The sequence below is a fragment of the Desertivirga brevis genome (genome assembly GCF_017355835.1).
This window is the reverse complement of the sequence record NZ_JAFEWF010000011.1, coordinates 233,819-242,242: the sequence shown is the minus strand read 5'-3', so window position 1 is coordinate 242,242 and position 8,424 is coordinate 233,819. Positions and strand designations below refer to the sequence as shown.

Genomic DNA, 8,424 nt, shown 5'->3' with positions numbered 1-8,424 from the left:
CTGATCAACCCGGCTTTAGCTGGTAGGGAAGAAGGTTGGTTTGCCAATGCTGCTTTTCGTCAGCAATGGTCTAGTATGCCAGGTGCTCCTAGTACTCAGGCGCTGAGCTTTGAGTATGGATCGGGCAAGAAATCAGGGGTAGGGGTTAACCTGTATAATGATGAAGCGGGTCTTCAAAAAAGAACACGGGTAAGAGGAACTTATGCTTACCAGTTGCCTTTAGATGCAGACGGACAGAAGTTAAGCTTCGGGGTATCTATCGGGTACAGTGATGACCACTTGATGCAGGAGAGATTAAGCTCAAACGTAGATGGTTCTGACCGTTCTATTGCAGGTTACCAGGATCGTGACACGTATTTCGACGGCGACTTTGGTGCAGCTTACCAGGGCAAAAAGCTGGGTTTGGAATTGGCAGTTCCCAACCTGAAATCATTCTTCAAAAAAGATCAGGCTGAGGGAAATATCGCTGACGAGTCAAAGTTTTATACTTCCGCAAGTTACAAGCTCCTTTCGAATGATGCTTTAGACGGGATGACTTTGGAACCAAAGGTAGCATACCGCCAGATCAGGGGCTACAAGGACATTGTAGATTTCGGAGCAAACCTGACCCTTGCAGAAAACAAGGTGAATGTAATGGCGATGTACCACAGTACCCGTAGTACTACCATCGGTATGGGAGTTAAATACCAGAAGTACCTTATCATCAGCGGAATCTTTACTTCAGGAACAGCACAGATCAGAGATTATGCCAATGGGAACTTTGAAGTGAACCTGAGGGTAAATCTGGATGAGGTGTTTAAAGGGAAGAAGTAAAACAACTTAGGCTGTTTGGTGGGGACACCAACCAGGGAGGGAGTGAAGTTCGCCAAAACTTTATGCATCATTTCCAGGTACATGGGCAAATAAAAGGTTAATCCTATACAAATGATAATCAGTGCCGGTTTTGGCGAACAGCAGCGAAGAAAATTCCACGGCACAAAGAGCGGTAACGTTGGAAGGATGAGTTCCCCTCGCATCATCTCTTATTGTTAAGGAAATGTAAACAATTTGAAACCATACAATAATCCAATACGTAAAAGTGAGTTCGGACAGATATCAATTCTGTCTTGTAAGTATGATGTAGGTGTAGAAGAATGTTTCTTTTTTCACTCAATTTATTAATAAGTTTTTAGGTAGGGTTTGAAGTCTTATCCCTGGAAGGATTTTGCTTTTGCTATTTGCAGAGGGTGATTAGTCGTGAATTTAAAAATGATCTTTACAAGAGCTTGTGGGGTAGGATTGCATTTTAAGGGGGGAGTTTTAGAAACGGTATACAGACTAAATTATTGCACCAAATAGTTTATGTCTTTATCGTTTCATAAAGTCGGTTGGTCAGCAAAAGCGGCCATCGGTGTTGTTGTTGCTTCAATCCTCATCAGTATTTCATTGATGTCTATAAGTTTTATTCTGGCTTTGCCAGCAATAGCACTTATACTTTACATTTCAATTAGTATCGAGTCTGGAATAACCAGTTTTTATACAGGATTTCTGTTCGGTGCTTTATCTTCTTTAATCCTTAACTACTGGATGATCCCGGTAGTGACTAACTATGCTCAGGGAAGTGTTTTTCTTGGCTTGCTGTGTTATCTTGGGTCATCATTAGTACTGGGCCTTTTCTTCGGACTTCAGTTTTGTGTCATGTATGCCCTTAAGTTTAAGGGCTCTGAAAAGTTATATCTTTTTACAAATGCATTTACAGCAGGTGCTGTTTGGGTACTATTTGAATTGATCCGTTCCAAACTTTTTAGTGCTATACCCTGGCTAAGCTTTACAATAGGTGTTACCCAGGGCCGGAGCCTTTACCAGATTCAAATTGCTTCTTTTGGAAAGGTCTTTTTACTTTCGTTTACGACTGTCGTAGCCGCTTATGGTATCGCAGATTCCTTCAGGAGGAAAAGCTGGTCGCTGTTGACTTTTCCCGTAGGACTCATCGCCCTGCAGTTGATCGCAGGTTTCTTTTTATACAACAGGATTTCGCGCCAGGAGGAGGGTGCGAAAAAGGTATCAGTCGCTATAGTAATGCCTGCACTGGATCCAAAGTCAGTATGGAATGAAGAGTCTGCAAATAACCTCGTTTCCCATTTATTTTCATTAAATGAAGAAGCTGTAAAATCTAAACCTGATTTGGTGGTATGGACAGAGACTGTAGTTCCCTGGACCTATGCCCCCAATGACGACTTTGTTCTGGAGATCGCAAAGTCCACGAAGGGCACAGGTAGTCATACGCTTATAGGTATGAATACCGCCAGTAATTCTAAGGACCAAACACTGGTTAACTCCGTGTACTTTCTGGACCCTGCAGGAAAAGGGCAGGCACGATATGATAAACAGGACCTTTTAGGTATGGTCGAAAAACCTCTTCTCTCAGAAGAAGGGAGCCTTATCCTTCCTTTCCTCAGGACTTATAACTTAAAAATGACTGCGGGTGAGCAAAAAGGGCCGCTTACAACGCCCTGGGGAAAAGCAGGGATCATACTTTGTAATGAATCCACAAATTCTTACCTGGCTGCTGGGCTGGCTAACGGAGGGGCCAACTTTCTACTAAATATTGGTAATGATGGGTGGTTTTCTAACCACTTCATCACCCGTCAACATTTTTATAATAACCGGTTAAGAGCTGTAGAAAACAGGAAGGATCTTGTAGTAAATAATAATATGGGTTTTTGCGGAATTGTCCGTGCCAGCGGTGAGATTATAAAGGAAGCCGACGGTAGAAATAGTGGTATCATCAGTGCAGAGATAAATCCTAATGGCCATGATCCTGCATCGGTAAGCTGGGTTTTTTGCCTTGTCATAGCTGTTCTTTTATTGCCCCTTATTAACTGTTTAAAGTGCTTATTCATTAATTCATTAATAGTCAAACAAAAAAAAGTATGAGGAGAATTCTACTGTTATTTATTCTAACGTTCACAAGTTACCTGGCTTATTCTAATGCCACGGTTATTCAAAAGGAATGGCGATGGCGAAAGGATAATGGCCACGAGACCGGGGCTGACTGGGCGAACAGCCAGGACGTGGCAATGAGTAAAGCTCTTTGCCAGACTAAGGAAAACATCAGGCTGCGGATGGCTTTTAATGTGCATCATGATCCGTCTGTAAACGAGATTGCGACGAAAATAACCGATTTTAGGATCAGTTATTCAACATCGCCTAGCGGGCCATGGACGCTTATTCCTAATACTGCAACAAATAAGGAACACTTCGAACTGGGAACGAGTCAGTATGTAAGTGATGGACAGGAAACTTCCCAACAGCTCACTACAGCTGCTGGAGGAACCTGGGCGAAAGGAGTTATTATTGACAAGAACACTGTGTCCAATCTCGTTTTTGGAACACCATATGGCGTTACTTCGATTACAGAATATGAGTGGGTAATAAAACCCACCGCGAATGTTAAGGAGGCATCCTATTATTTTCATCTCCAGGGCTTGGATAATTATCCCAATTCACTACCGCAAATCGGCTTTACACAGTCATCATCCATTGCCGGAAGCGCAACGGTAACGAATGTTTCCTCTTTTGGTGGTTCAGACGGAGCTATTGATTTAACTCCTTCCGGTGGCACTGCACCTTATACCTTCGACTGGGGTGGTGGGATCACTACAGAAGACCGAACGGGCCTGCCAGCCGGAGACTATACCGTAATCATCAAGGATAGTTATGGCTGTTCAAACACCTTTACAAAAACGGTTACTCAGCCTGCACCTCTTCCAAGTTTTAGCACTACGCCAATAACTACTGTTAATTATAATCAAACATATAATTATTTGATAGCGGCAAGTGCAGGCGAAAGTTCTACCACCATAACTGCTCCTAGCTTACCTTCATGGTTAACATTTAATGCAGATGCAAGCAACCAGGCCTTTAGTATTGCCACTCTTCCGGTTAAGTGTTTAGCAGTTGTTCAAGATGCGAATGATAATATTTATGCAGTATCTCATACCCCTGGTGGCGGAACTAATACCTTGTATAAAGTTTCTCCTGATGGTACTGTAACCACTGTCAGGACAGATTTAGCTGCAGGTAGTGTTTATTCTTTACATATTGCGGGAGGACATTTATACATTCCCCGCTACAGTAATTCTACTCATTCTATCACCCGGGTGCCATTAAATGATTTAAATGCCACCGAAGAAATTTTTGCGGCTATAACTAACGGTGTTAATTCTATAGTTCATAAAGATGGATTTATCTACGCAGCGGAGATGTTTGGAAACAGGGTCTCCAAGATAGATATCAGTACAAAAGTAAAGACCTCAGTAACATTGGTTGCGAGTCCATGGGGATTAGGCTTCGATAATTCGGGGACTTTATATATTACCTCGAATTTGGGAAATGCCATTTATAAATTTGATGGAACCTTAACAAAGGTTCTCACGGTTGCTGGTCCTACCTCCATTATTATTGATAAAAGCGGCAATTTCTATGTCTCTTTTGATGGGGCAGGCGTAAGAAAATACAATTCAACATTTGCAACGTATACTACTGTGTCCTCAAGATCAGTGGATTATATTTATAGTTTATCTCAATCTGCTAAAGGGGCAATTGTTTATTCAAATACTACTTCTTTTGATATTTATCGTATTCAGGAAGGTGCTGTTATTACAGGAACGCCATCTAAAGCTCAGGTTGGAACCTATAATGTTGTTTTGAAAGCAAGCAACAGCACGGGGAGTACCGAACAGAATTTCACCATTACGGTAAAAGACCAGGTTCCTCCTGTGGTTTCTACTTTTATTCCTGCAAAAGATGCAACAAATATTGCATTACAACCCACGCTTCGCCTAAGCTTTGACGAGGGAATAGTGTTGGGTACAACTGGTACTTTAAAGATTTATGATGGCAGCACTTTGGTAAAGTCCTTAGATCTGGGAGTGCCTGAAGACGCTTCAAAGTTTTTTGTATCCAGTGATAAACGTAGTTTAAATATTGTTATTTCTGATAACCTTCCGTTAAATACAAAACTTTCGGTAGAGGTAGCCGCAGGCTTGGTTAAGGATGCACATAATAACAATTTTGCCGGCTTTACTGCTGAGTCAAACACCTGGTCGTTTACTACAATTAATAAAACACCGCAAACAATTACTTTCGAAGCTCTGGAAAATAAAACATACGGGGATGCTTCTTTTGATCCAGCGGCTACCGCAAGTTCAGGTATGACTGTAACTTATTCCAGCAGTAATACCTCTGTAGCTATTGTGGAGTCTGGTCAAATTAAAATTGTTGGTGCTGGTACAACTACAATTACAGCAACGCAATCTGGAAATGAGACAATAGCCAGCGCCTCTAAAGACCAAACCTTAACAGTGAACAAGAAAGCCCTAACGGTAACAGCAGAAAATAAGTCTAAAACTTATGGGGATGTTAACCCTGCTTTAACCGTGACTTATAATGGTTTGGTTAACGGCGAAACAGCTCTTAGTCCTGCACCGGGCGTAACTACTACAGCTACTGTACAATCAGGAGTAGGAACTTACGATATCACCGCAAGCGGAGAAGCAGCGAACTATGATGTAACTTATGTAAAAGGAACACTAACAGTAAACAAGAAAGCCTTAACGGTAACAGCAGAAAATAAGGCTAAAACGTATGGCGATCTTAACCCTGCTTTAACCGTGATTTATAATGGTTTGGTTAATAACGAAACAGTTCTTAACCCAGCACCAAGCGTAACGACTACAGCTACTGCTCAATCAGGAGTAGGAACATACGACATTACTGCAAGCGGAGAAGCAGCGAACTATGATGTAACTTATGAAAAAGGCGCGCTAACAGTAAACAAGAAAGCCCTAACGGTAACAGCAGAAAATAAGGCTAAAACGTATGGGGATCTTAACCCTGCTTTAACCATGACTTATAATGGTTTGGTTAACGGCGAAACAGCTCTTAATCCTGCACCAGGCGTAACGACTACAGCTACTGTACAATCAGGAGTAGGAACTTACGATATCACCGCAAGCGGAGAAGCAGAAAACTATGATGTAACTTATGTAAAAGGAGCGCTAACGGTAAACAAGAAAGCTTTAACTGTAACCGCAGAAAATAAGAGCAAAACGTATGGTGATGTTAACCCTGCTCTAACAGTTACTTATAATGGTCTGGTTAATGGCGAAACAGCCCTTAGTCCAGCGCCTAGCGTAACTACTACAGCCACTGCACAATCAGGAGTAGGAACCTATGACATCACCGCAAGTGGAACAGCTGCTAATTACGATTTGACTTTCGTAAAAGGAACGCTAATGGTAAACAAGAAAGCTTTAACTGTTACTGCAGAGAATAAGAACAAAACTTACGGCGACGTTAATCCTGCCCTGACAGTTTCTTATTCAGGCCTCGTTAACGGCGAAACAGCACTAAGTCCTGCACCGGTTGTTTCAACCACGGCAACTCAAGCTTCAGGTGTAGGAACTTATGATATTACCGTAACAGGAACAGCAGCGAATTATGAGCTAACCTTTAACAAAGGAACACTCACTGTAGGTAAGAAAGCCTTAATTGTCACAGCAGACAACAAGAGCAAGACTTATGGCGATATTAATCCAGCGCTAAGTGTAAAATATTCAGGTCTGGTTAATGGCGAAACAGCTCTTAGTGAAGCCCCAAGCGTAACTACTACAGCCACTGCAGCAAGCGGAGTAGGAACTTATGATATCACAGCAAGTGGAACAGCTTCTAATTACGACTTAACCTTTGTAAAAGGAACACTAACTGTAGGCAAGAAAGCGCTTACCGTCACAGCCGAAAATAAGGCAAAAACTTACGGTGGGGTTAACCCTGCTTTAACAGTTACTTATTCAGGTTTAGTAAACGGAGAAACTGCCCTTAACCCTGCCCCGGCGGTAACTACTACCGCAACAGCAAATTCAGGAATTGGAACGTATGATATCACAGCCAGCGGAGCAGCAAGCAACTACGATGTAACTTATGTAAAAGGAACATTAACAGTAAATAGAGCTGCACTAACGATCACAGCAGAAAACAAAGAGAAGTTCCAGGGCTTAGCTTTACCAACTTTTACAGCAGCTTACAATGGCTTTGTAAACGGAGAAACAAGTTCAGTATTAACTACTCAACCAAACTTTTCTACAACAGCAACAGCTAATTCTCCTCAGGGAACATATCCTATTACAGTAGGTGGAGCAACAGCTGCTAACTATGCGATCAGTTTTGTTCCTGGAACGTTAACGGTTAAACCAGGTTATCCAACCAGCATTACTCTTGCAACAACTACCCTTTATGAGAATGCTCCGGTGGGTACAGTAGCAGGAACATTAAGCTCAACCAGCGATTATCCAAGTGCAACCTTTACGTATACTTTAGTAAGCGGAACAGGAAGTACAGATAATGCCTCTTTCAAGATCAGTGGAAACCAGATTCAAACAAATGCAGTGTTGAACTTTGAAAGCAAGCCTAGCTACAGTGTACTGGTAAGGTCAACTACGCAGCACGGTTTAAGCTTAGATAAAGCTTTCACGATTACGTTGAACAATGTGAACGAGCAACCAAGGCTGAATGATATCACAGCTCAAACGATCTGTTATACTTCATCTCAGCAAACAGTAGCTCTAAGCGGAATTTCTGCAGGAGAAGATGCAAATCAAACTACTAATGTAACGGTAAGCAGCACCAACAGTAACCTGTTCAAATCTCTAACGGTAACGCAAGCAAGTAACGGAAATGCACAGGTACGCTATACAGTAGCAGACGGCGCTTCAGGAAGTGCAGTGGTGAACGTAATGGTAACAGACAACGGCGGTACAGCTAACGGAGGACTGAACACTATTCTGAAAAGCTTTGTACTGAATGTGAATGCTCTTCCAGTGCCAACCATCACTACTAATAAAGGGGTAACCAGCATTTCTAAAGGTGATGTATTGGTGCTGAAAGTAGAAGGCGGAACACAATATCAGTGGTCAAATGCACCAGGTATCTTAAGTGGCGATAACACAGCTAACTTAACGATCCGTCCAAATGCAACCACTACTTACCGTGTGCTGGTAACCAATGCTAGTGGTTGTTCTGAAATTAAGGAGATCACAATCGAAGTAACAGAAGACTACGCGATGCTTAATGGCAGCAACCTGATCTCTCCAAATGGTGATGGTGTGAACGACGTCTTTAAGATCGAGAACGTCGACATGTATCCAAGCAACGAAGTGAAGATCTTCGATAGAGCAGGCCGCTTACTTTATGCTAAGAAAGGTTACTCTAAAGACGGAGAATGGACCGGAACACTAAACGGAGCTCCACTGGCAGAAGATACGTACTACTATGTGGTTGACTTTGGTCCGAACAAACCAAAGATCAAAGGATATATCACTATTGTAAGAGACTAATTAGAGGTTAAAGGTTAGAGGCAAAAGGCGAAAGTTGAAAGGCTAAAAT

3 protein-coding genes are annotated in these 8,424 nt (G+C 42.2%); all 3 read left to right on the top strand.

Annotated features, from left to right (window positions below):
* The coding region (locus J4N25_RS23260) for a PorP/SprF family type IX secretion system membrane protein (RefSeq protein WP_207424275.1) at positions 1 to 813 on the top strand (813 nt) is incomplete at its 5' end.
* Positions 814 to 1,341: 528 nt separating this feature from the next.
* Entirely contained in the window at positions 1,342 to 2,916 is a 1,575-nt protein-coding gene (gene lnt, locus J4N25_RS23255) for an apolipoprotein N-acyltransferase (RefSeq protein WP_207424273.1), read from the top strand.
* Positions 2,913 to 8,375 (top strand): MBG domain-containing protein, encoded by a 5,463-nt coding sequence (locus tag J4N25_RS23250; protein WP_207424271.1) that lies wholly within the window; start codon positions 2,913 to 2,915, stop codon positions 8,373 to 8,375. The genes lnt and J4N25_RS23250 overlap by 4 nt, the downstream gene beginning before the upstream one ends.
* Positions 8,376 to 8,424 lie beyond the last annotated feature (49 nt).